Source organism: Pseudoalteromonas sp. SR43-7 (assembly GCF_014163785.1).
Lineage (GTDB): Bacteria > Pseudomonadota > Gammaproteobacteria > Enterobacterales > Alteromonadaceae > Pseudoalteromonas > Pseudoalteromonas distincta.
Genome location: NZ_JACJDY010000005.1, coordinates 102,523 through 124,638, shown reverse-complemented (window position 1 = coordinate 124,638; position 22,116 = coordinate 102,523). Strand labels below are relative to the sequence as shown.

Sequence of the window (22,116 nt, the reverse complement as noted above, 5' to 3'; positions counted from 1 at the left end):
GTTTGGCATTTATGCTGCGTTATCGCCTATTTATGTGGAATAACCACACTACATAGGCTCTGTCTTGTCTAAATACCAAACACACTGCTGTAAACTTAACCTCGAAAGATAAACAGACCCTAACTGTTAGTCGCTTTTAACGCTGTCATTAACAAATGACACTCAAGTCTTTCGTCGCTACTAAGGCCTTGAGTCTTGTCCTTTATTAATAGGGTCTCGAGTCGATAATTTAAACACTGATCTTCAATAAACTTGAAAGTATTTTTAAAAACCGTCTCTAAACGTTCTTCATTTATTTCATGTTGCCACGTTGCAAGCTTGATTAATGGCTCGTAATCTTCAGTTCCTCGAAAAAACTCGAGCAGTTGCGCAGTGGTCACATTTTCTTTTTCTAAAGCTTGTTCTTGTAATCGTAATAACAGCCCTATGCCAGCAATGTTCATTTGTGCAAGCTCAGGTAAATACGGCACACTTTTAGCTAAATTAGGGTGCTGGATCAATATACCGATAGCTTGGCGCATAGGTGTTATTTTAAATTTACGTTCAATAGAGTGTTGCTGTTTAGGCGTTTTTAAACGGCTATTCAACTGCTCACGCGTTCTGCCAATTAAGCGTCCTAATTGTTCAAGAATGTTTTCTTGATAAAACTCACTTGGAATTTTTTCAATTAGTGGAAGTGCTGCACTAAGAAGTTTAGCTTTTCCTGAATCGAGTGTTAAATCAACTTCTTGGCTTAATTTATTAAACAATACTTTGGTAAAGTCATCTGCTTGGCTTAGGCGCAATTCGAATTGCTCCTTACCTTCTTTTTGTACAAGCGAGTCAGGGTCTTCGCCATCGGGTAAAAATGCAAATTGTAGTGCTTTACCATCGTTTAAATAAGGGAGTGCATTTTCAAGTGCCCGCCAAGCTGCATCACGGCCAGCCCTGTCGCCATCGTAACAACAGATTACTTTATCAGTAGTTCTAAATAAAGTGTGCATGTGCTCGCTTGTTGTTGCTGTCCCCAGTGATGCAACTGCATATTCAATCCCTTGCTCAGCAAGAGCCACCACATCCATATAACCTTCAACAATCATTACATGGTCAAGTTTTTTATGGGCTTGCTTTGCTTCGTAAAGTCCATAAAGCTCAAAGCCTTTATGGAAAATTCGGGTTTCTGGCGAGTTTAGATATTTTGGCCCTTGGTCGGCTTGCATTACACGCCCACCAAATGCAATAACGCGTCCGCGTTTATCGCGAATAGGGAACATTAGGCGATCGCGGAAAAAATCAAATTGTCTGCCTGGTGTTTTTTCTGAAGCTAGCTTTAGCTCAACTAATTGCTCTTTTTGTTCTTTATTACGACCAAGCTGTAGGCATAGCCCATCCCATTCACTGGGAGCGTAGCCAATCATAAATTTTTTAACAGTTTCACCGCTTAAACCACGGCCTTTAACATACTCAATAACAGCAGCAGAATTACTATGGTGTTTTAATTGGTGCTGATAAAAGCGAGCAGTATGAAGCATTAAGTCGTAATCGGAGCGCTTTTGCGCAGCCGTACGCTCTGGTGCTGAATTTGCGCCTTGTTCTCGAGGTACTTCTAAGTTAAGCATGCTGGCTATTTCTTCAATAGCATCTACAAACTCTAGCTTTTCGTACTCCATTACAAACGAAATTGCATTACCATTAGCGCCACACCCAAAGCAGTGATAAAACTGTTTGTCTTGCGATACAGTAAATGAGGGAGATTTTTCGTTATGAAATGGGCAGCAAGCTTGATAATCCTTACCTGCTTTTTTTAGACCTACTTTTGAGTCTATCAGGTCGACAATATCGGTTCTGGCAAGTAAATCGTCTATAAAGTTACGTGGGATCTTTCCGGCCATTAGTAAAATACAGTCCTGAAATAATAAGAAGAAGAACGAATATGAAATTTACTTTTTTATACTTGCTTGATGCGAAATATAGTGTGCTTTAACTTACCAAAATGACAGCGAAATAAATAGGGAAGCTATAAAAAATTTCATTTTAAAGTAACCTAATCGGTGTACTTTTTATTAAAGTTAAAAACAAAGAAACCGAGCGCTAGGCTCGGTTTACTTCAATCATACTTTAATGTATGTGGGAGTATTAGGCAGTTAATCGTTGCTTAATTAAACCAGAAATCTTACCCATATCGGCTCGACCTTCAGCTTTGCTTTTGATTACACCCATTACCTTACCCATGTCTTGCATGCCTGCTGCATTAGTATCAGCAATAGCCGCGTCAATGAGAGCAATTATTTCTTCTTCACTCAATTGTTGAGGTAAAAAAGTTTCAAGCGCTACTATTTCATTGGCTTCAATATCAGCTAAATCATCACGCCCAGCATCTTTGTACTGAGTGTAAGAGTCACGACGTTGTTTAACAAGCTTCACTATAACGGAGGTAATACCTGCGTCGTCTAGCGTTATTTGCTCGTCAATTTCACGTTGCTTGATTGCAGCAAGTACCATACGAATAGGGTTAAGACGTTGCTTGTCTTTAGCTCTCATCGCATCTTTTTGCGCATCTTTTAGCGTTATTAAAAGGCTCATTTATACAAGACCTAATATATTAGTATAATTTAACGCGACGAGCGTTATCACGAGAAAGTTTTTTCATGTGACGTTTAACTGCAGCAGCTTTTTTACGCTTACGCTCAGCTGTTGGTTTTTCATAGTGCTCGCGACGACGAACTTCTGAAAGGATTCCTGCTTTTTCACATGAACGCTTGAAGCGACGAAGTGCTACGTCAAACGGTTCGTTCTCTCTTACTTTAATTACTGGCATTAAAAATTCACCTACCTAAATTATGAGCGTTGCTCAAGTTGATCAAACATTGATCAAGTGGTTCAAAAATGGTGCGGTATTGTAATCCGAAGCAACACCACATGTAAAGGACAATATTAACAGAAACGCATTACGTTAAACAGTATTAATTTGCTTGGCGCTGGTACAGTTGGCAAAGTACTTGTCCCGCCTTTTTTTCTTTAATTAACAACCATTTGGTTGGTGTTTCTAAGGCGGCTAGCTCTGCCTCTACTTCAACATAAATTAAAGCGTCGTTGCTTAACCATTGGTTTTTTTCTAATAAATTGCAGGTTGTTTGCGCTAAATCTTTACGAAATGGTGGGTCAACAAATACAAGATTAAAAGCTTCGTTTGTGTTTTTTTGCTCTAAAAAGGAGAGCGAATTGGTATGTTTAATGTATGCGTTGTCGAGCTTTAAAGTTCTAATATTTTGTTCTAATTGCTTAGCAGCTAATGAGTCGAGCTCGATGAATGTAGCGCTTTTAGCAAATCGAGATAGTGCTTCAAATCCCAATCCACCAGAACCGGCAAAACAATCAAGTACATTTGCGTCACGCGTATCTTGCATTAGCCAATTAAATACAGTTTCTTTAATTCGATCGGTAGTAGGTCTCAAGCCTTCTACGTTTTTAACAGGGAGTTTACGGCCTCTAAATTGACCACTAATCACTCTAATAAAGCCATCACTGGGCTTGTTAGTAGCTTTATTTTGCGTTGTTTTTTTTCTCATTTAGCTCACTAAAAAATGGTATATGGTATCTAGCTCAGATAATATTATGGGCGATTACGTGTAGCTTCATTTTTCAACCGCATTAAAAGTGTTACTATTGAACACTTACGTTTTGAATGGTTGTATTTATTAGCAACTATTGCTGGGCATTGCCAAGCTATTTCAAATTTTAGTTTATCAGATTTTTATAAGTGGTTATTAGCAAGTATGACAAAAAAAAGTAAATTCATGTCGTGGCTCGGTTTTGGCAAGTCAGATAAAAAAGAAGCAGAGCAAAAAGCAGCAGCTGATAAACAACAAGTATTAGCGCAAGAAGAGGCGCAGAAGCTAGAGCAAGAAAAACTAGCGCAGCAAGCTGAAGCTGACCGTTTAAAAGCTGAGGCTGAAACAGAGCGCTTAGAGCAAGAGCGTATCGCTGCTGAAAAAATTGAAGCAACACGTTTAGAGCAAGAAAAACTAGCGCAAGAGCAAGCTGAAGCTGAACGGTTAAAAGCAGAGGATGAAACAGAGCGTTTAGAACAAGAACGCCAGCGTGCTGAAAACGCGGAAAAGATTGCCATTGAGCAGGCCAATGCTGAATTGCTTGCAAAACAGCAAGCAGATGCCGAGGCGCAAAGACAAGAACATGCGCAACGTTTAGCCGATCAAGAAAAAGAGATGCGCTTAGAGCAAGAACGATTAGCGGCAGAAAAAGTAGAGGCTGAGCGACTAGAGCAAATACGCCTTGAAAAACAAGATGAGGCAATCAAAGCCGAAAAGCTGGCAATAGAGCAAGCGAATGCTGATTTATTAGCAAAAGAACAAGCGGATGCTGAAGCTCAAAGGCAAGAGCAAGCGAAGCGCTTAGCAGAACAAGAAGCGCAGATGCTTTTAGAGCAAGAACGCATTGCGGCTGAAAAAGCAGAAAATGAGCGCTTAGAGCAAGTACGTATTGCAGCTGAAAAAGCAGAAAATGAGCGTTTAGAGCAAGTACGCATTGCGGCTGAAAAAGCAGAAAATGAGCGTTTAGAGCAAGAACGCCTTGCTGCTGAAAAAGCAGAAAATGAGCGTTTAGAGCAAGAGCGCCTTGCAGCTGAAAAAGCAGAGAATGAGCGTTTAGAGCAAGAACGCCTTGCAGCTGAAAAAGCGGAGAATGAACGTTTAGAGCAAGAACGTATTGCATCTGAAAAAGCAGAAAATGAGCGTTTAGAGCAAGTACGTATTGCAGCTGAAAAAGCAGAAAATGAGCGTTTAGAGCAAGAACGCCTTGCTGCTGAAGAGGCAGAGAAGGAACGCTTAGAGCAAGAACGTATCACAGCAGAACTTGCAATTGAAGAAGCTAAAAAAGCCGAAAAGCCAAAAAAAGAAGGGTTTTTCTCTCGTCTTAAAAAAGGCTTGTTAAAGACTCGCGTTAATATAGGTTCTGGTTTTGCGTCTATTTTTAGTGGAAAAAAAATAGACGACGAATTATTTGAAGATCTTGAAACTCAATTACTCACCGCCGATTTAGGTGTTGATACCACCATGAAGTTGATTGATCGTTTAACTGATGCAGCGAACCGTAAACAGTTAAAAGATGGTGATGCGCTTTATGAATTAATGAAACAAGAAATGGCTGCGATGCTTAAAACGGCAGAACAGCCTTTAGTCATAAGCGAAGAGAAAAAGCCGTTTGTTATTTTAATGGTAGGCGTAAATGGTGTTGGAAAAACAACGACTATTGGTAAAATGGCTAAGCAATTTCAAAACGAAGGTAAGTCGGTTATGCTGGCTGCTGGTGATACGTTTAGAGCGGCAGCTGTTGAGCAGCTTCAGGTTTGGGGTGAACGTAACAGCATTCCCGTTATTGCACAGCATACAGGTGCAGATAGTGCATCAGTTGTGTTTGATGCATTCCAAGCGGCTAAAGCACGTAATATAGATGTGTTAATTGCTGATACAGCTGGGCGCTTGCAAAATAAAGATAATTTAATGCAAGAGCTTGAAAAAATAGCTCGTGTAATGAAAAAGATTGATCCTGATGCGCCGCACGAAGTGATGTTAACTATCGATGCAGGCACAGGGCAAAATGCAATTAGCCAAGTAAACCTGTTTAATCAATGTGTTGGCTTAACTGGTATTACGCTTTCAAAACTTGATGGAACTGCAAAGGGTGGTGTTATTTTTGCGGTTGCAGATAAGTTTAATATTCCAATTCGTTACATTGGTGTTGGTGAAGGTATTGATGATTTACGCGCTTTTAAAAGCGATGATTTTATTGATGCGTTATTTAGCCAAGATGAGGACGACGTTTAATTTACCAAAAAAGGGAGCTAGCTCCCTTTTTAATTGCGAGGAATACTAATTTCATTAATGTGTTAATGGAGTTGGCATAATAAAAAGATGATAAATTTTCAGCAAGTAAGTAAGACCTATCCTGGAGGGCACCGCGCCCTCGAAAAAGTTAATTTTCATATTAAACCGGGTGAACTTGCCTTTTTAACTGGCCACAGTGGTGCGGGTAAAAGTACGTTGCTTAAGTTAATTAGCTTAATGGAACGTCCATCGGCAGGTAGTGTATTTATCAACGGTGTTGATTTAAACAAAGTAAACTCGCGTCAAATTCCTTATGCTCGTCGTGATATAGGTATTATTTTTCAAAATCATAGGTTATTAGAGCGCTATACTATTTTTGATAACGTGGCATTACCTCTCATTATTGAGGGGACTCACCATAAGCAAATAGCTAAACGGGTCCATGGCGCGCTTGACAAGGTAGGCCTAATTGACAAAGTGAAATGTCATCCTTCAATGCTCTCTGGAGGCGAGCAACAACGTGTTGGTATTGCCAGAGCTATTGTAAACTCCCCACCAATTTTACTAGCTGATGAACCAACAGGTAATCTTGACCCAGAGCTTTCAATGGAAATACTCAAGTTGTTTGAAGACTTTAATAAACACGGTACCACTGTTCTTATCGCAACGCATGATTTGGGTTTGGTTGCACGTATGAAGTATCGTAGCTTAACCTTAAAAGATGGCCGTATGCTTCAAGACCCGCTTGCTGAGGGGGCACTATGAGTTTACTTTTTAAAGGTCGCCAAAATAGTAACGACAAGCAAAAAAAATCAGTATTAGCTGGCAGTTATTTTTTTATTATTAATATTTTTCGCCAAGGTGTGCATAGCTTAGGTGAAATGTGGCGCACGCCGCTTGCATCTATGATGACTATCGCTGTACTTGGTTTGAGCCTAACGTTACCTGCAACACTTTACTTAGTCGTTAAAAACGTACAGCAGGTGAGTAGTGGCTTTGAAGAGGCGAGTGAAATATCGTTGTTCGTTAAAGAAAGTATGAACGAGCAAGAAACGCAAACATTAGTAAAGCGTTTAGCACTTTACCCAGAAGTGGAAAGTGTTGAGTTTATTTCAAAACAACAGGCATTAACTGAATTTAAAGACGTATCTGGCTTTGGGCAAGCTTTGGAGTATTTAGATAAAAATCCATTACCGGATGTGGTGCTCGTTACTCCAACAAAACGTCACAGACACCCAAATGCCGCTAAAGTACTGCTAACTAAATTAGAAAGTGAACGTGAAGTTGATTTTGGTAAGCTCGATATAGCCTGGTTAGAGCGTTTAAATGCATTACTAGATTTACTTAAAGAAAGTGTAATAACCATCGCATTATTACTACTTACCTCAGTGACACTTATTATTGGTAACACCATTCGTTTGTCGATCATGGATAAAAAAGAAGAAATACAAGTAATGAAGCTAGTAGGCGCAACGAACACCTTTATACATGCCCCATTTTTGTGGACCGGTATTTGGTATGGTGTAATAGGTGGTTTGTTTGCCTTTATATGCGTAGGTTTGATGATGTGGTGGCTTTCAAGCGCAGTGAGCAGTGTGGCGGGGGTGTATCAAACAAGTTTTTCGTTAATAGGATTATCGCTTAATGAACTCGGCTTTTTAGTGTTACTAGCAACAAGCTTAGGATTTGTAGGATCGTACCTTTCTGTAAATCGATATATTAAAGAAATAGAACCCGATAAAGTATAAAAACCCCTGCAAACTATAAGTGAACTAACCCAGCTTGATATGCGTATCGTATCGGACTGGGTTGTACCTCCCGTTATTAAAACTGTCATATTTGTGTACTATCCTCCCATAAAGTAATGAGTTGTAAATAAGATGATGCGGTTAGGTTAATTGGCTGCAATCCCTCAATTCATCACTTATTCAGTCGCTTGTAGTAGACTAAACACATACTAAAAACTGCTTGATTTATACTTTTAAAAAGTTTTAAATTGGGGTTAGCACTCTTAGAGAAAGAGTGCTAAGATAGTTTCAAATGTTTATCACCGAGGTGAAAAATGAGTAAAGATTTATACGCAATGGCACTTACAGTCGGACAACAAAGCGCAAGCATGGACGGTTACCTTCAAGCGGTAAGCACTATTCCTATGCTTAAAGTTGAACAAGAGCAAGAACTTGCTAAAAGACTTCAGGAAGAAGGCGATCTTAGTGCTGCCAAGCAACTCATTATGTCGCATTTACGCTTTGTAGCACATATTGCTAAAAGCTACTCGGGATACGGCTTACCACAAGCTGACCTTATCCAAGAAGGTAATATAGGCCTGATGAAAGCGGTTAAACGTTTTGACCCTACAGTGGGTGTACGTTTAGTGTCGTTTGCAGTGCATTGGATTAAAGCCGAAATTCACGAGTTTGTTCTTAAAAACTGGCGCATAGTTAAAGTTGCAACCACTAAAGCGCAACGTAAATTGTTTTTTAATCTTCGTAAAAACAAAAAGCGTTTAGGCTGGTTCAACCAAGCTGAGGTTAGCACTGTTGCTAGCGAGCTAGGTGTGAGTGAAAAAGAAGTACGTGAAATGGAATCGCGCATGAGCGGCCAAGACATGGGCTTTGACCTAACTGGTGACGATAACGACGATGCACCAACAAGTACATACTCTCCAGTACAGTATTTAACAGATGGCGCAGCTGACTTAGCTGACGACGTTGAACAAGAGCAGTGGAAAGAGCAAGCGCATACTCGTTTATTTAGCGCACTTAAAACACTAGATGAGCGTTCGCAAGATATTGTTAGCGCACGTTGGTTGTCTGATGATAAAGCGACGCTTCAGGAGCTTGCACAAAAGTATAGTGTATCTGCTGAGCGTGTCCGTCAGCTTGAAAAAACAGCGATGAAAAAGTTACAAAGCGCTATGAGCTAATATTGCTCAAGCAGCAAAATTTAAAAAGCCCTGCATGAAAATGCGGGGCTTTTTGCTTTTGAGTAGGTTGGAGTGAGCGAAGCGAAACCCAACGATAAAATATCTAATTAAGTAATACCGATATTCTGCATTATTGAATGGTTATACCAGTCCGCAATAATACTTAATGATTTTACGGAGCTAAACGTGTTGCTACCTGCGTTAAAAAATTCTCATTTAGAGCAACTAAATAGCGAATTTTTTGCCTAGCTATTAACACGTTTTTCCGCCCTTAAAATAGACCACTTAATTAAGCGAATTGGTATTAGTTTATTATTCGGATATAGCATTATTTAAAGCTATATTACCTAGCACTCACTCCTTTTCCCTCAGCATGCGCTAACTGAATGTACTTACGTTCAACTAATTGCGAAACCGGTACGAGTTCAAAACCTTGCTTAGTTAGCTCTGGTAAGGCATGGCGTAAAAATTCGATGGTTTCAGGGTAGGGATGAGCAATTGCAATGGCAAAGCTATGGGAAATGGCTAATTGTTTTAACTCTTCAAGCCTTAGTTGCAGTTGTTCTGGTGTAGTTATATTGTCTAAAAACACTTGGCGACTAATATTAGCAACACCCAAAAAGTTAGCGGCATTTTGTGCTTGACTCAAATCGGTTGTGCGACTATCTAAAAAATATAAATGACGCTTTTTAAGTACTTCCATTGTCCACTTCATAGCTTGGCTTTTTTGCGTAAGCGCTGAGCCCATGTGGTTATTAACGCCTTTAACTTGCGGTAAACTAGCGAGAGCGGTTCCAAGAGTTTGCTGAAGCTGCTCTTTATTCATATTTAAAGTAAGCGCACCAGGCCCTAGTTCTTTACCGTTAAGTGCTTGCATAGGTACATGAAGCAATAACTCTTTATTTGATTGACTGGCAAGTGTTGCAAAAATTTGCGAATAAGGGGTATGGGGCAAAATTGAATACGACAATTGCCCAGGTAAGGAAAGGAACTCTAAGTCCCGTTGATGATAGCCTATATCGTCTATCACTATTGCTATTTGCTTGGCGCTAATTGTTGCAGAGCTAAAACAAATAACTAATGTTAGCCATTTTATTATTTTCACGTTTATAGTTTTTATTATCTTTTTAGCTTTGTTTAACAGCTTAAACAAGCTACTGCATGCTGAGTAATTGTTTTGCTTTAACCAACTGTAAATCGGTTAGATTACCAGTAAGTAATTGCGCATTATTGTTAGTGTGTTCATTTTTTATTATAACGGCTTTATTACTTTGTGAAAGGTTTGTTTGATTAACCGCCACATCTGGGGTTATTCCTATTCCATCAATCGATTTACCTAACGGTGTGAAGTATTTCGCTGTGGTGAGCTTTAATGCGGTATTGCCATCACCGAGTGGAATGAGTGATTGTACAGAGCCTTTCCCAAAAGATTGGCTGCCAACAATGGTTGCTCGTTTATTATCTTTAAGTGCTGCTGCGAGTATTTCGGCTGCAGAGGCTGAATTTTCGTTTATAAGCACAACTATGGGCGCATTTTTTAGAATGTCTCCACGCTTTGCATAAAATGCTTGGTTGGCATCGTAAAAACGTCCTTTAGTCGTCACTATAGTGCCACTTTGTAAAAATAGGTCTGATACAGCCACTGCGCTTTGTAACGTCCCCCCTGGGTTATCACGTAAATCAATTACTAAGCCTTTAAGTGGGTAGCCAAAATGGCTTTGCAGGGCGGCAACTTGTAGTGCAACTTCATGTAATGTGTGGTTAGAGAAGTTATTGATAGCTATGTAACCAGTTCCAAAATCTAAAAGTTCGCTTGTTACACTTTCGAGGTTTATTTGGCGACGTGTGACATGAAAAGTAAGTGGGTTTTTATTGTTATCGCGATTTACAATTATATCTATATTCGAAAATTCACTGTCTCTTATTAGTGTTGCTACTTCGTCGATAGTACGGTTTTGGGCTGCGTTGTTGTTTACACTTACAATAATATCGCCTGGTAAAATACCTGCCGCTTTTGCGGACGAATTATTAACCACGTTAACAATAGTCATATTCTCGTCTATGTTTTTAACTTCTATACCAATACCTGTGTAACTACCATTTGTGTTATCAAATAATGAGGCTAATTCATACTCATTTAAGTACTTAGAATAGGAGTCGAGTTTTGAATATAAACGCTCAAACTGCTGGTTGTTATATTTAATATGGTGGCTATTTTGTAAGGTGAGATCTTCAACGTAATAGGTATGAATGTTAAAGAGTATTTCGTCTATTTGTTGTCTTTTAAGATCTTTAATTGAGCTTGCTAGTGCATTACTAGTAAAGGTAATTAGGGTTAGTAATACAAGCAAGTACAGACTTATATAAAAGTCTGCACTTTTTTTATTAACGGTATTTATTGTGTGTTTTTTAGTTGTCATCAGCTGCTCCAGGGCGGTGCAGCGATTTATCTAATTAAATACGTTTGCACCATTTTACAGGATTTACTGCGCGTCCTTTGTGGCGTATTTCAAAGTATAGACCAGAACTTGCCTGTCCGCCGCTTTGGCCTACCAAAGCGAGGGTTTCGCCTTCACGTACCATATCCCCTACATCTCTTAGTAGCGTTTGAGCGTGGCCATATAGGCTCATAAAACCTTCACCATGGTCTACAACAATTACCCACCCATAGCCTTTTAGCCAATCGGCAAATACAACTTGGCCGTTGTGCACGCTATTAATATTAGTACCTTCTTTTGCACCAATTAATACGCCTTTCCAATCAATACCACCATGCTTACGTTGGCCGAATGTGTGCTCTAACTTGCCTTTGCTCGGCCAGTCTAATTTTCCCTTGCTCTTATTTAGGCCAAGTAATTCTATTTTTTGTGTTTTTTCTTTTTCGAGCTCTTTAATCGTTGTTACTAAAGTTTGTTGGTTTTCTTTTAAATAATTTATTGAGCTTTTAGTGCTGTTGAGCTGAGCTTGTAAGTTTTTAAGATTAGCTTGGCGTTCACTTTGTGCATTAAGTAATGCAGTTTGGCGCCTTTTTTGTTCATCAAATAAAAGCTCTAGTTTTTCTTGTGTTTTAACGAGCTCTTCTTGGTTTTGTACTATTTGCTGTTGAAGATCTTTTAGATCTTCGATTTGTTCAATACGGGCTTTATTTAAGTAATTGTAATAGCTAAGTGTGCGCTCAAACTTGGCTGTGTCTTCTTGATTCAACAGCATTTTAGAGTAGTCGTCGCCACCGGCCATATAGGCACTTTTGAGTTGCGCGGCTAAAATTTTCTGAAACTGAGTGTGCTTTTTATCAAGCTCATCGGCTTTACTTTGTAACTCTTTTTGCTGTGTTTTAGTCTCTTTTACGGATTGCTCTGCCATGTTAAGTGCTTTAGCATTTTTAGCTATATCGAGTTCATGGCTTTTTAGATTTTTTTGTAGCGACGCTATTTTTTTTCTTTGGGCGTTATATTCAGCTTGGCTTTGCTCAAGTGCATTTTGAACCTCTGATAAATCTTTTTTAGTACGATCTTCATTAGCAACTGCAGATGCAGCCACTAATGAAGTTAGTATCAAACCGCACTTAATTAACCGGTTAATACGTTTATTCATGTGTTATTTCAACATCATGATAGGCGTACCAGTCATTTCTTTTGGTTGCTCCATATCCATTAAGTGAAGCATTGTTGGGGCTACATCACTTAAGGCTTTACCTTGCATTGGCTCTGCATCGCGACCTACATAAATAAAATGCACCGGTTCGCTAGTGTGGGCAGTATGTGCTTGGCCAGTTTTGAGATCAGCCATTTGCTCAGCATTACCATGATCGGCTGTAATTAGTGCTTCACCACCAAACTCTTCTAGTGCATCAACAACACGTCCGATACAGCTATCTACAGCTTCACAAGCTTTAACAGCGGCTTCAAATACACCTGAGTGACCAACCATATCGCCATTAGGGTAGTTACAAATAATAGCATCGTATTTACCGCTTTTAATTGCTTCTACTAGTTTGTCGGTTAGCATTTCTGAGTTCATTTCAGGTTGTAGGTCGTAGGTTGCTACTTGCGGCGAAGGAATTAGCTCGCGTGTTTCACCTTTAAATTCACTTTCACGTCCGCCACTAAAGAAAAACGTAACGTGTGCGTATTTTTCGGTTTCTGAAATACGAAGCTGTGTTTTATTATTTTTTTCAAACCATTCACCAAGTACGTTTATTAGTGGTGTAGGTCCAAATGCAACAGGTGCGTCTATATCGGCTGCATACTCTGTCATCATTACAAATGCGCTAAGCTCTGGCGTTCTTTTTTTAGTAAAACCATCAAATTCAGGCTCAACAAAAGCGCGGGTAATTTCGCGGGCTCTATCTGCTCTAAAGTTAGCAAAAATAACGGTGTCGCCATCGTTTATTGAAGCCGGAGTGGCACCTGTTGGCGTAATAGTCGTAGCTGCTACAAACTCGTCGTTTTCGTCGCGCTCGTACGCTGCATTAAGTGCTTCAACACCATTATCAAAGTTAAAGTCGCCTTCGGCGAGCGTCATTACGTTGTAAGCTTTTTCTACACGGTTCCAACGGTTGTCTCTGTCCATTGCGTAGTAACGGCCAATAAGTGATGCTAAACGTCCGCACTTAAGTTTACTAAATAACGCTTCAATTCGTTCTATTGATGCTTTTGCGCTACGTGGGGGTGTGTCACGGCCATCTAAAAATGCATGGAAATAGACTTCTTTAGCACCACGTTTTGCCGCCAGCTCAATACTTGCAACTATATGATCTTCATGGCTATGCACACCACCTGGGCTTAAAAGACCCATTATGTGAACCGCTTTACCAGCACTTACTGCTTTGTCTATGTTTTCAACTAAGGCTGGGGTTGAATCAAACTCGCCATCGTTAATTGCCTTGGTGATACGGGTAAAATCTTGATACACAATGCGCCCGGCACCTAAGTTTACATGGCCAACTTCTGAGTTACCCATTTGACCATCAGGAAGACCAACATCTAAACCCGAAGCAGATATTAATGTGTGTGGGCGGGTGGCCCATAAGTTGTCTAATACAGGTGTGTTAGCTGCAAGAATAGCATTACTTTGCGTATCTTCGCGGTGTCCCCAACCGTCTAAAATCATTAATACCAGTGGTTTTTTATGCTCTGTCATAATAGCTCCTGAAAATTAGTATCTGTTGATGGATACTGTGCACCTAAAAAGGTTTATTAGCGTGGTTTTAGCATACCGTGTTTTTAAGCTAGGATCAGCATTGAAAACAAGATATTAAATATTTTTACTTATACCTTATTGACTAACATGAACTCTGCTTGAGATAGATTTATTATCCAGAGTTCTGTTAACTATATATGGGGGGCTTTATCGTTTTTTAAACGTCTCTAAGTGCTCCTAAACTCGCATTTTAGGTTGGTTTGGGTATACTTGCGTGGCTAAAGTACAAAATAATTAAAACATCACGTTTTAAAACATAATTTCATAGTGGAAGTAGAATGGATCAATATATTGAATTTATTACAAATCATCCCATTTTAAGCCTTGCTTGGGTTGGTATTGTTTTCCTTATTGTTAGTGGCTGGATAAAAAGTAAGCTTTCAGCTGTTCGTCAAATAAATCCCCAGCAGCTTACGTTACTTATTAACCGTGATGACGGTCAAGTAATCGATATACGTGCGCAAAAAGAGTTTAATGCAGGGCGTATTTCTGGTGCTGAGCACTTAAGCCCAGAGAATGCGAAAAAATCTGACTTTTCAAGCCTTGAAAAGTACAAGACTAAACCCATTATAGTTGTATGTACTACAGGTATGACTGCCCAAGGTACTGCAGCCGCTATGAGTAAAGCTGGTTTTGAACGAGTTTACTTATTAGCAGGTGGCATGGGTGCGTGGCAATCTGCCAGCTTACCAACTACAACAGGTCGCTAATCAGTTTAGCTAGGCCGATAGAGGATTTATTATGAGTAATGTTGTTTTATACACCAAGGCGTATTGTCCATTTTGTCAGCGTGCTCTTTCGCTTTTAAACAGCAAAGGCGTTGAATACACAAATTATGATATTGGTGTGCAGCCTGAGCTACGCGATGAAATGATTGCCAAAGCAGGTGGTGCAAGCACAGTACCGCAAATTTTTATTAATGATGAACATATCGGTGGCTGCGACGACATGATGGCTATTGAAGCGCAAGGTAAACTTGACGCTAAGCTAAACGCTTAATTTAATTATAATAACGAACAAGTTAGGAATAACAATGAACGAAGAAAATCAAAACGTAGCAGCTGCAGAAGCTGGCGCACAATTTACTATTCAACGCATTTACACTAAAGATGTATCGTTTGAAACGCCAAACTCTCCGGCCATCTTTCAAAAAGAATGGACTCCAGAAGTTAAGCTAGACCTAGATACACGCTCAAACAAGTTGGACGAAGGTGTATTTGAAGTTGTTTTAGCGCTAACTGTAACTGCATCTATTGGTGAAGAAACTGCGTTCTTATGTGAAATTCAACAAGCAGGTATTTTTACTATTGCTGAAGTTGAAGAAGTGCAACTTGCGCACATGCTAGGTGCATTTTGTCCTAACGTATTATTTCCATATGCACGTGAAGCTGTTTCAAACCTTGTTAACCGTGGTACTTTCCCACAGCTTAACCTTGCGCCAGTTAATTTTGATGCGTTATTTGCACAATACATGCAACAACGTACTGCGCAAGCTGACCAGGCTTCAGCAGACGCATAACTTATGAGTACAGCAACTACAGCTGTTACTGTATTAGGGGCGGGGTCTTACGGCACCGCCCTTGCTATTTGTTTAGCCCGAAATGGTCACCAGGTGACACTTTGGGGAAGAAATAGCGACGACGTTGCCACGCTTGCAGCTGAGCGGAAAAATCAACGTTACTTACCTGATGCTCCTTTCCCAGATACTCTTACTCTTGAAGCTAACTTACAACATGCCGTTGCTAGCAGTGCTATTGTACTTGTTGTTGTGCCAAGCCATGCTTTTGGCGACACGCTTGCGCAGATTAAACCTGCATTGCAAGACGGTGCTAAAGTAGCGTGGGCAACTAAAGGGCTTGAGCCTAATACTGGACGTTTGTTACAAGAAGTGGCTTTGCAAGAATTAGGTGATGACATTCCACTTGCGGTACTTTCGGGTCCTACGTTTGCAAAAGAAATGGCGATGGGGTCACCTACAGCTATTTCAGTGTCTTCAACGTCACCTGAATTTGCGCAGCAGCTGGCCGATTTACTTCATTGTGGTCGCTCATTCCGTGTGTATAACAATGATGACTTTATTGGTATACAGCTCGGTGGTGCGGTTAAAAATGTAATTGCAATTGGCGCCGGTATTTCGGACGGTGTAGGTTTTGGTGCTAATGCGCGTACCGCGCTCATTACCCGAGGCCTTGCAGAGCTCACTCGTTTAGGTTGCGCTCTGGGTGCTAAGCCAGAAACCTTCATGGGGATGGCAGGCCTTGGCGATTTAATACTAACGTGTACAGATAACCAATCACGTAATCGTCGATTTGGTTTAGCGTTAGGTAAAGGCGAGAGTGTTGATGCTGCTATTGAGTCTATTGGCCAAGTAGTTGAAGGCTTTAGAAATACCAAAGAAGTGTATTTACTAGCGCAGCGTGCTGGCGTAGAAATGCCAATCACTGAGCAAATTTATAAAGTACTTTATGAAAATAAAGACATGAAAGAAGCCGCTATGGCTCTTTTAGGACGAGAACAACGCGCTGAATAAGCGCTTGAGCTAGGCCTTAAATAAAAAACCGACATTATGTCGGTTTTTTATTGCCTAACGGATTATATTTACTGGGCGTTAGGGAAGCCCAACTGACGCCACGACTCGTAGACAAACACGGCGACTGCATTTGACAGGTTCATACTACGACTATTTGCTTGCATAGGAATACGTACACGTTGATCGTTTGGTAATGCTTGAATCATTTCATCAGGCAGGCCGCGTGTTTCAGGACCAAACACTAAACAGTCGCCAGCTTCGTAACTTGCTTCATGATGAAATTGACTGCCTTTAGTTGTACAGGCATACACTTTTTTAGGTTTGCATTTTTCAAGGTAGTCCTCAAATGAGGCATGGCGTTGAACATGGCTAAATTCATGATAATCAAGGCCCGCACGTTTCACGCGTTTATCGTCCCATTCAAAACCTAATGGCTCAATTAAATGTAATGCATAGCCAGTATTGGCACATAGGCGAATAATATTACCTGTGTTAGGCGGTATTTCAGGTTGGTATAAAACAATATCCAGCATAATGAGCCTTATAAAATAATCTGTAGTTTGACGAAGGGCAGTATACACGAAACCTTTTAAAAAAATGATATACTCAACACATTCAATACAGTGATTAATGGATACACGCGTGCATAACCGTAGCTACGAATTTTGGGTTAAAACTTCCAGCATTGTTACCATGGTCATGGTTAGTTTAATGATCGGCGCAAAAACATGGGCCTGGCTGGCTTCTGGCTCGGCTTCAATGCTTGGCTCGTTAACTGATTCGTTAATGGATATTACTGCTACCGCAATGAGCTTTTTAGTGTTGGGTTACGCACTGCGCCCAGCGGATGATGACCATAGGTTTGGGCACGGAAAAGCTGAAGCACTTGCAGGACTTGGCCAAGCCGCATTTATTGCAGGCTCAGGTTGCCTACTAGCTTTTCATGGTATTGAGCGATTATTTAACCCTATACAGTTAAGCCATTCTTTATTAGGTGTGTGGGTAAGTATTTTTGCTATTGCGTGTACGCTCGTCATTGTATTCGTACAAAACAAAGTGGTTAAGTATACCGATTCAATTGCTATAAAAGCCGACTCAGTACATTACAAAGGCGATTTAATATTAAACGCTGCTGTGCTGTTAGCTATTTTGTTAGCTTATTATGGCGTGTTGTATGCAGATCCTATTTTTGCAATAGGTGTAGCGGGTTACTTACTTTATAACAGCTGGGATATAGCTCGCGATAGTGCCGATCACTTAATGGATAAAGAGCTCCCTGATGATGAAAAACAAAGCATATTTGACATTGCCAGAGCCCATGCTGATGTGCATGGCGTGCATGACATTCGTACTCGCCAAGGTGGTAAAGTTAAGTTTATTCAAATGCACTTAGAGCTTGATGATCATTTAAGTTTGATTCGCGCGCACAATGTGGCTGATGAAGTAGAGGCAATGCTCAAAGAACGTTTTGAGTCTGAGGTAGATATACTGATCCACCTCGACCCTTTGTCAGTAATTGTTAAGCCGTCACCGACTCACAAAATTGATAAAAGTTAGTTAATAGCGGCTTTCGAATTTCGTCACGTTCAAAAAGCAGCTCGTGTTTAGCCCCTTCAAAACTCTCAATCGTTGCATGAGCATGCCTTTTTGCAAGACTGTACTGTGCTTCGTTGTTTACCACTGTATCGCTAGCTGCGCTTGCTATAAACAAAGGGATTGGTACGTTTAGGTTATCAACAGACTTTAAAAACGATATTGTAGCTGCTAACCAGCCAAACGTAACGCCACCTAATTGTATGTTAGGTTCTAATTTATAGGTTTGCCTAAAGTAGGTGTAACGCTTCTCGCTGCTAGTAAGTACGTTTTCGGTAAATGGGATCGGGTTGTAGTTGCCTTGTCCAAATGCATAGCAAGAGTGTAAACCAAGTAAAGTGGCTAATTTAACAATAAACTTCGTTGGTATTTTGGGTACGTCTTTTGTAAAAATATCAAACATAGGAGCAGACAAAAACACGCCTTTATAGCTATTTTCAAATTTTGCTAAATAATCAATAGCAATGGCGCCACCCATTGAATGAGCCAGCATGACTTTTTTACCTTGCCAATGTTTTGAGACTATTTGCTGATCAAAGTTATTTAGGTCACTGCTGTAGTTATTATAATGTTTTACAAAGCCTTTATGTTTATTTTTAAGGTGCCTGTAAGAGCGGCCCTGACCTTGATGATCCATAATAAACACAGCAAAATTATTACAATACAGCTCCCAGAGCAGTTCTTTATATTTTTCTAGGCCTTCAATACGCCCTGTACTTACTACTATTGCGGTTGTCGCGTTTTTAGGGATTGCGTATGCGTAAAATAGCTTTCCTGATGGCGTATCTAAGTAGCTTTTAATTAAATTTGAAGTATAAAAAACATTAATGGCCTCTTGATTGCTCTCAAGCTGGGCTTCTGAACTATAAAACATGCTTTACTCTTTTATTAATGGCAAGGTTATATTAGCACACAAGCCACCTAGTTCTTTATTTGATAATACTAAACTGCCACCATGCGCAGTAATAGCATTTTTAGCAATCGCCAGCCCTAAACCCGTACCACCACTTACGCGATCCCGCGCATCTGATTGCCTAAAAAAGGGCTCACAAAGCTTGCTCAGTTGATCATCGGGCACACCAGAGCCATCATCACATATTTCTATATAAATGGCATCTGTGTGCTTTAGAGTAATGCTAATTGTATTGTTTGCATATTTAATAGCGTTACGAAGTAGGTTTTCAAGCGCACTGGCAATAAGGGTTTCGTCGCAATTAATATTTACGTCTACAGCGCCCACTATATTTAGCTGCTTATTATTTTGTTTTGCTTCAAACTGCGCATCGTTAATAACGTGAGCTACAATTATTTGTAATGATTGTTTTTGCAATGAAAGCGCTTGGCTTTTTGCTTCTAAGCGAGAAACTTGCAGCACGTCGGCAATCATCTTATCGAGTTGGTTTGCTTCTTTTTCTATGCGTAATAAATACGATTGGCTAGCGTCGTTAGCTTGCATTTGCGCAAGACCGGTAGCCATTTTTAAACGCGTAAGGGGCGAGCGTAACTCATGTGATATGTCGGCTAATAAGCGTTTTTGTGAACTAATTAAAAGCTCTAATTGATTGGCCATGCTGTTAAAGTCTCGCCCAAGTATTCCTAGCTCATCTTTTCGGTTTACAGAAATGTCGGCCCTTGCGCTTAGGTTGCCCGCTGATAGTTTAATAGCTGCTTTTTTAAGGCTATTTATAGGGGCTATTAAGTTACGGCTAAATACAAAGCTTAAAATAAGAGAGGCAACAATTGCGATGACTATTTTCATCCAATTAGGCATAAGCTTAAAGCGCATTAATAGAGGCGGTTGATGGTTAATATCTATTTCATAAAGATAAAAACTTCCTTCAGGCACGTTTATGTTAACAGGGCCGAAGGCTTGATATTTTTCAGTGAAAATAATTTGTGGTGACATATTTTGAGTAAAGTTTAATAAACTTAAATCGATGCTCTCTGGCACCTCTTTACTACTAAGGGAGTCTTCGCTTTGAGCTGCGCTTAAATATAAAAGTTTACGCTTTGATAGGCGAGGGTGTACTAATACATCGCTTAGGCTGCGCTTATGTTTAATTGCAGTGCGCTCAATACTTTTGGCGGTATATATTAAGTTTTTTTTCATAGGGCCATAAAGCGGCTCGTTAGTTACCGCGTTAATAGCGGTAATGTTACTTAAAAATATAAGCGCTGCAACGGTGCCGATTATAGTTAACCAAAACCAAATAAATATTTTAAAAAACAGGTAGTGCCCAGGGTGTTTTAACCAAGCAAAGTAAGTGCTTTTATTCGCCTTGGATAAAGACATAACCCGTACCTCTCATTGTTTTAATTCGCTCACCTGGAATATGCTCTGCTATTTTTTTGCGGATATTACTTACATGCATATCGATAGAGCGATCAAAAGAAGCTAAACGCCTACCTAGTACTTCTTCGCTAATTTGCTCTTTACTAACCACTTCACCTGCATTTTTACACAATAGCGTGAGTATTTCGTACTCTGTACCAGTAAGGGTTAATATAGAGCCGTCTATTGAGGCTTCTCGAGCTGCAAGGTTAACAGTAATGCCATTAACGAGTAACTTACTCGTTGTAGCTACATTTAAGCTATTAATGTGCTCTATACGGCGAGTTATCGCTTTTACGCGGGCTAGTAATTCACGATGATTAAAAGGCTTTGGAATGTAATCATCAGCGCCTAGCTCTAGACCAAAAATACGATCAAAGTCTTCACCTTTTGCTGTAAGCATTATTACCGGTGTGAGTTTTGTTTGCCTAAGTTGTTTAAGTACTTCAAAACCATCAAGCGTTGGTAACATTACATCTAGCAATATCAGGGCGTAGTCATTTGCTTGTGCTAGTTTAAGGCCTTGTTCACCGTCGTGTACGCTTTGTATTTCAAAGCCTTGGGCAGTTAAATATTCACTTAATAGCTCACAAAGGCCAGTGTCGTCATCAATCATTAATAGTTTCATTTACAAACCCTTAGAGTTGTTTATAGCGTTATTTTACCCGCTAAATAGTGCAAAGGTGAATCTTTACACAACCTTTACACTGCTTTGCGTTACTTTGCGTTGAGTTAGGTATAGTTAACTCAGTTGATTAAGCAGTTACAAACAACCGAACTGAACCAATAGTTAAACCAAATAATTAAGGTAATGATTATGACTAAATTAAACACACTTTCAAAATTAGTACTTATCTGTGGCTTAGCAACAGCAACGCTTGGTGCTGGTAGCGTATTAGCTAAAGGCGATGGGCATAAGCAAGGCCATTCTCAAGCTCGTTTTTTACTTTCTGAGCGCGGCGTTGAAAAATTAAACCTAACAGATGAGCAGCAAACTAAGCTAAAGGCTATTTTTGAAGCGCAAAAAACACAAATGAAAGCACTGCGTGGCGACGATAAAGAAGCCCGTAAAGCGATGCGTGAAGCGCACAAAGCAAAAATGGATGCGTTACTTTCGGCTGCAACATTTGACGAAAATGCAGCAAAAGAGCTATTAAATGAACGTCATGCAAAAGGTGAGCAATTTGGTTTAATTAAACTAAAAACGCAGCACCAAGTAATGCAAGTGCTTAACGCTGAGCAAAAAGAGAAGTTTGCTAAAATGCAAAAGCGTATGAATAAAAAGCACCGTAAACAAAAAAGCTAATTTTACTTTTTTGTAAATACTAAAAAACCAGCGTAATGCTGGTTTTTGTATTTAGGGCATTATGAAGAAAAATTATTTAAAAAAGTCATCTTCATTTTTAGCCATCATTGCTTCAATATCTTCAATCATGTCTTGGCTAAACTCTTGTGCCGAGGTGATTGGTGCAGAAATTTTATTATTTTCGAACGACCATTCACCTAAATCAATTAGTTGGCAGCGCTTTGAGCAAAAAGGGCGAAATGGGCTTTGCTCTGACCATTCAACTTTAGTTTTACAGGTTGGGCAGTTTACAACAGTAGGCATAAATTACTCTCTACAAATTTTTGGTGCATATTACATTACTTAAATATGAGTCTCTAGCTCTAAGCTTAAAGCTTAAAGCTTAGAGCTAGAGACTCATATATT

23 protein-coding genes are annotated in these 22,116 nt (G+C 39.8%); 10 read left to right on the top strand and 13 right to left on the bottom strand.

Annotated elements, in window-relative coordinates; genetic code table 11:
* Window positions 1–119 precede the first annotated feature (119 nt).
* From dnaG to rsmD, 4 genes are all read right to left on the bottom strand, one after another.
* On the bottom strand, window positions 120–1,871 hold the full coding sequence (gene dnaG / locus H5087_RS05770) for a DNA primase (protein ID WP_165744708.1): 1,752 nt from the start codon (window positions 1,869–1,871) through the stop codon (window positions 120–122).
* Between the two features lie 244 nt (window positions 1,872–2,115).
* Window positions 2,116–2,562, bottom strand: coding sequence for a GatB/YqeY domain-containing protein (locus H5087_RS05765; protein WP_182671436.1), 447 nt, complete (start codon window positions 2,560–2,562; stop codon window positions 2,116–2,118).
* Window positions 2,563–2,581: 19 nt separating this feature from the next.
* Window positions 2,582–2,797 carry a 30S ribosomal protein S21 gene (gene rpsU, locus H5087_RS05760; RefSeq protein ID WP_002957797.1) on the bottom strand — a complete coding sequence of 72 codons (216 nt, stop codon included), beginning with the start codon at window positions 2,795–2,797 and terminating at the stop codon, window positions 2,582–2,584.
* Window positions 2,798–2,942: 145 nt separating this feature from the next.
* Window positions 2,943–3,548, bottom strand: a complete 606-nt coding sequence (gene rsmD / locus H5087_RS05755) for a 16S rRNA (guanine(966)-N(2))-methyltransferase RsmD (RefSeq protein ID WP_182671435.1) — start codon at window positions 3,546–3,548, stop codon at window positions 2,943–2,945.
* A 207-nt stretch (window positions 3,549–3,755) separates the two neighbouring features.
* On the opposite strand from rsmD, the gene ftsY reads away from it, so the two are divergent.
* The 4 genes from ftsY (at window position 3,756) to rpoH (ending at window position 8,748) form a co-directional block, all read left to right on the top strand.
* The gene (ftsY, locus tag H5087_RS05750) at window positions 3,756–5,822 is read left to right on the top strand and encodes a signal recognition particle-docking protein FtsY (protein WP_182671434.1); all 2,067 of its coding nucleotides are present in this window, start codon (window positions 3,756–3,758) and stop codon (window positions 5,820–5,822) included.
* A gap of 87 nt (window positions 5,823–5,909) precedes the next feature.
* Window positions 5,910–6,587, top strand: coding sequence for a cell division ATP-binding protein FtsE (ftsE, locus tag H5087_RS05745; protein WP_002957793.1), 678 nt, complete (start codon window positions 5,910–5,912; stop codon window positions 6,585–6,587).
* Window positions 6,584–7,570: a permease-like cell division protein FtsX gene (ftsX, locus tag H5087_RS05740; protein WP_165744576.1), complete on the top strand. Its 987-nt coding sequence runs from the start codon at window positions 6,584–6,586 to the stop codon at window positions 7,568–7,570. The genes ftsE and ftsX overlap by 4 nt, the downstream gene beginning before the upstream one ends.
* A gap of 314 nt (window positions 7,571–7,884) precedes the next feature.
* A complete protein-coding gene (gene rpoH, locus H5087_RS05735) occupies window positions 7,885–8,748 on the top strand; it encodes an RNA polymerase sigma factor RpoH (protein WP_002957791.1) in 864 nt (287 codons plus the stop codon).
* A 343-nt stretch (window positions 8,749–9,091) separates the two neighbouring features.
* Here rpoH and H5087_RS05730 read toward each other — a convergent pair whose 3' ends face one another.
* The 4 genes from H5087_RS05730 to gpmM are packed head-to-tail and all read right to left on the bottom strand — an operon-like array spanning window position 9,092 to window position 13,890.
* Entirely contained in the window at window positions 9,092–9,853 is a 762-nt protein-coding gene (locus H5087_RS05730) for a divergent polysaccharide deacetylase family protein (protein ID WP_100218332.1), read from the bottom strand.
* A 49-nt stretch (window positions 9,854–9,902) separates the two neighbouring features.
* Window positions 9,903–11,168, bottom strand: coding sequence for a S41 family peptidase (locus H5087_RS05725; protein ID WP_182671433.1), 1,266 nt, complete (start codon window positions 11,166–11,168; stop codon window positions 9,903–9,905).
* A gap of 34 nt (window positions 11,169–11,202) precedes the next feature.
* Entirely contained in the window at window positions 11,203–12,342 is a 1,140-nt protein-coding gene (locus tag H5087_RS05720) for a murein hydrolase activator EnvC (protein WP_024603730.1), read from the bottom strand.
* Window positions 12,343–12,345: 3 nt separating this feature from the next.
* Window positions 12,346–13,890, bottom strand: coding sequence for a 2,3-bisphosphoglycerate-independent phosphoglycerate mutase (gene gpmM, locus H5087_RS05715; protein WP_182671432.1), 1,545 nt, complete (start codon window positions 13,888–13,890; stop codon window positions 12,346–12,348).
* 338 nt (window positions 13,891–14,228) lie between these two features.
* Here gpmM and H5087_RS05710 point away from each other — a divergent pair, with 338 nt between their 5' ends.
* From H5087_RS05710 to gpsA, 4 genes are read left to right on the top strand one after another with little or no spacing between them, the layout of a single operon-like run.
* Window positions 14,229–14,660: a rhodanese-like domain-containing protein gene (locus H5087_RS05710; protein ID WP_002957784.1), complete on the top strand. Its 432-nt coding sequence runs from the start codon at window positions 14,229–14,231 to the stop codon at window positions 14,658–14,660.
* A gap of 31 nt (window positions 14,661–14,691) precedes the next feature.
* Window positions 14,692–14,949 carry a glutaredoxin 3 gene (gene grxC, locus H5087_RS05705; RefSeq protein ID WP_002957783.1) on the top strand — a complete coding sequence of 86 codons (258 nt, stop codon included), beginning with the start codon at window positions 14,692–14,694 and terminating at the stop codon, window positions 14,947–14,949.
* A 34-nt stretch (window positions 14,950–14,983) separates the two neighbouring features.
* Window positions 14,984–15,469 (top strand): protein-export chaperone SecB, encoded by a 486-nt coding sequence (gene secB / locus H5087_RS05700; protein ID WP_002957782.1) that lies wholly within the window; start codon window positions 14,984–14,986, stop codon window positions 15,467–15,469.
* 3 nt (window positions 15,470–15,472) lie between these two features.
* Entirely contained in the window at window positions 15,473–16,480 is a 1,008-nt protein-coding gene (gene gpsA, locus H5087_RS05695) for an NAD(P)H-dependent glycerol-3-phosphate dehydrogenase (protein WP_002957781.1), read from the top strand.
* Between the two features lie 68 nt (window positions 16,481–16,548).
* Here the strand turns inward: gpsA and trmL are convergent, their stop codons facing one another.
* Window positions 16,549–17,013, bottom strand: coding sequence for a tRNA (uridine(34)/cytosine(34)/5-carboxymethylaminomethyluridine(34)-2'-O)-methyltransferase TrmL (gene trmL / locus H5087_RS05690; protein ID WP_002957780.1), 465 nt, complete (start codon window positions 17,011–17,013; stop codon window positions 16,549–16,551).
* 160 nt (window positions 17,014–17,173) lie between these two features.
* Here trmL and H5087_RS05685 point away from each other — a divergent pair, with 160 nt between their 5' ends.
* The gene (locus tag H5087_RS05685; protein WP_138490041.1) at window positions 17,174–18,037 is read left to right on the top strand and encodes a cation diffusion facilitator family transporter; all 864 of its coding nucleotides are present in this window, start codon (window positions 17,174–17,176) and stop codon (window positions 18,035–18,037) included.
* Here H5087_RS05685 and H5087_RS05680 read toward each other — a convergent pair.
* From H5087_RS05680 to H5087_RS05670, 3 genes are read right to left on the bottom strand one after another with little or no spacing between them, the layout of a single operon-like run.
* Window positions 18,000–18,947 (bottom strand): alpha/beta fold hydrolase, encoded by a 948-nt coding sequence (locus H5087_RS05680; protein WP_182671431.1) that lies wholly within the window; start codon window positions 18,945–18,947, stop codon window positions 18,000–18,002. The two genes, H5087_RS05685 and H5087_RS05680, sit on opposite strands and share 38 nt — an antisense overlap.
* 3 nt (window positions 18,948–18,950) lie before the next feature.
* Entirely contained in the window at window positions 18,951–20,366 is a 1,416-nt protein-coding gene (locus tag H5087_RS05675) for an ATP-binding protein (protein WP_182671430.1), read from the bottom strand.
* Entirely contained in the window at window positions 20,344–21,033 is a 690-nt protein-coding gene (locus H5087_RS05670) for a response regulator (RefSeq protein WP_182671429.1), read from the bottom strand. The genes H5087_RS05675 and H5087_RS05670 overlap by 23 nt, the downstream gene beginning before the upstream one ends.
* 189 nt (window positions 21,034–21,222) lie before the next feature.
* On the opposite strand from H5087_RS05670, the gene H5087_RS05665 reads away from it, so the two are divergent.
* Window positions 21,223–21,711 (top strand): periplasmic heavy metal sensor, encoded by a 489-nt coding sequence (locus H5087_RS05665; protein ID WP_002957775.1) that lies wholly within the window; start codon window positions 21,223–21,225, stop codon window positions 21,709–21,711.
* A 72-nt stretch (window positions 21,712–21,783) separates the two neighbouring features.
* Here H5087_RS05665 and yacG read toward each other — a convergent pair whose 3' ends face one another.
* Entirely contained in the window at window positions 21,784–22,014 is a 231-nt protein-coding gene (gene yacG / locus H5087_RS05660; protein ID WP_024597564.1) for a DNA gyrase inhibitor YacG, read from the bottom strand.
* Window positions 22,015–22,116: the final 102 nt, after the last annotated feature.

Bases quoted from the DNA above. Each gene is read 5' to 3' on its own strand.
- yacG (WP_024597564.1), bottom strand. From the start codon at position 22,014: ATGCCTACTGTTGTAAACTGCCCAACCTGTAAAACTAAAGTTGAATGG.
- ftsX (WP_165744576.1), top strand. From the start codon at position 6,584: ATGAGTTTACTTTTTAAAGGTCGCCAAAATAGTAACGACAAGCAAAAA.
- H5087_RS05765 (WP_182671436.1), bottom strand. From the start codon at position 2,562: ATGAGCCTTTTAATAACGCTAAAAGATGCGCAAAAAGATGCGATGAGA.
- H5087_RS05685 (WP_138490041.1), top strand. From the start codon at position 17,174: ATGGTCATGGTTAGTTTAATGATCGGCGCAAAAACATGGGCCTGGCTG.
- trmL (WP_002957780.1), bottom strand. From the start codon at position 17,013: ATGCTGGATATTGTTTTATACCAACCTGAAATACCGCCTAACACAGGT.
- H5087_RS05665 (WP_002957775.1), top strand. From the start codon at position 21,223: ATGACTAAATTAAACACACTTTCAAAATTAGTACTTATCTGTGGCTTA.
- rpsU (WP_002957797.1), bottom strand. From the start codon at position 2,797: ATGCCAGTAATTAAAGTAAGAGAGAACGAACCGTTTGACGTAGCACTT.
- secB (WP_002957782.1), top strand. From the start codon at position 14,984: ATGAACGAAGAAAATCAAAACGTAGCAGCTGCAGAAGCTGGCGCACAA.
- rsmD (WP_182671435.1), bottom strand. From the start codon at position 3,548: ATGAGAAAAAAAACAACGCAAAATAAAGCTACTAACAAGCCCAGTGAT.
- gpmM (WP_182671432.1), bottom strand. From the start codon at position 13,890: ATGACAGAGCATAAAAAACCACTGGTATTAATGATTTTAGACGGTTGG.
- grxC (WP_002957783.1), top strand. From the start codon at position 14,692: ATGAGTAATGTTGTTTTATACACCAAGGCGTATTGTCCATTTTGTCAG.
- H5087_RS05725 (WP_182671433.1), bottom strand. From the start codon at position 11,168: ATGACAACTAAAAAACACACAATAAATACCGTTAATAAAAAAAGTGCA.
- gpsA (WP_002957781.1), top strand. From the start codon at position 15,473: ATGAGTACAGCAACTACAGCTGTTACTGTATTAGGGGCGGGGTCTTAC.
- ftsE (WP_002957793.1), top strand. From the start codon at position 5,910: ATGATAAATTTTCAGCAAGTAAGTAAGACCTATCCTGGAGGGCACCGC.
- rpoH (WP_002957791.1), top strand. From the start codon at position 7,885: ATGAGTAAAGATTTATACGCAATGGCACTTACAGTCGGACAACAAAGC.
- H5087_RS05675 (WP_182671430.1), bottom strand. From the start codon at position 20,366: ATGTCTTTATCCAAGGCGAATAAAAGCACTTACTTTGCTTGGTTAAAA.
- H5087_RS05670 (WP_182671429.1), bottom strand. From the start codon at position 21,033: ATGAAACTATTAATGATTGATGACGACACTGGCCTTTGTGAGCTATTA.
- H5087_RS05710 (WP_002957784.1), top strand. From the start codon at position 14,229: ATGGATCAATATATTGAATTTATTACAAATCATCCCATTTTAAGCCTT.
- ftsY (WP_182671434.1), top strand. From the start codon at position 3,756: ATGACAAAAAAAAGTAAATTCATGTCGTGGCTCGGTTTTGGCAAGTCA.
- dnaG (WP_165744708.1), bottom strand. From the start codon at position 1,871: ATGGCCGGAAAGATCCCACGTAACTTTATAGACGATTTACTTGCCAGA.
- H5087_RS05680 (WP_182671431.1), bottom strand. From the start codon at position 18,947: ATGTTTTATAGTTCAGAAGCCCAGCTTGAGAGCAATCAAGAGGCCATT.
- H5087_RS05720 (WP_024603730.1), bottom strand. From the start codon at position 12,342: ATGAATAAACGTATTAACCGGTTAATTAAGTGCGGTTTGATACTAACT.